General features: G+C 57.8%; 1 protein-coding gene. It reads right to left on the bottom strand.

What is annotated here, in order from left to right:
- Positions 1 to 268 (bottom strand): hypothetical protein (locus AC1RPR_RS08870; protein ID WP_481763581.1); only part of this gene is annotated, 268 nt, incomplete at both ends.

Below are 268 nucleotides of genomic sequence, written 5' to 3'. Positions count from 1 at the left end.
GGGCCATTTCGTGTCACCAGATAGACTCGGCCACACACGACGATCATACGGCACTCGGTTCGATGGAAGTGGTAAACGCTGCCATAGCGCACGCGCGGTGTGTCACCACCCAGCTCATCCCAGTACTGGCTCAGCGACTTCCTGAACGCATCGGGAAACGTGAATCCATGTTCGGTATGGATCGTTCCCCACGGAGTCTTTTCCACGCCAAGGGGCACAATGCGATCACGCATGTACACGAGGTTCGGATCGCCACCGCCGTACTGGT

It is taken from the genome of Dellaglioa sp. CoH-57-MRSF-22 (genome assembly GCF_056781895.1).
The sequence above is the reverse complement of the archived record's forward strand: the minus strand, read 5'-3'. Positions and strand labels throughout refer to the sequence as shown.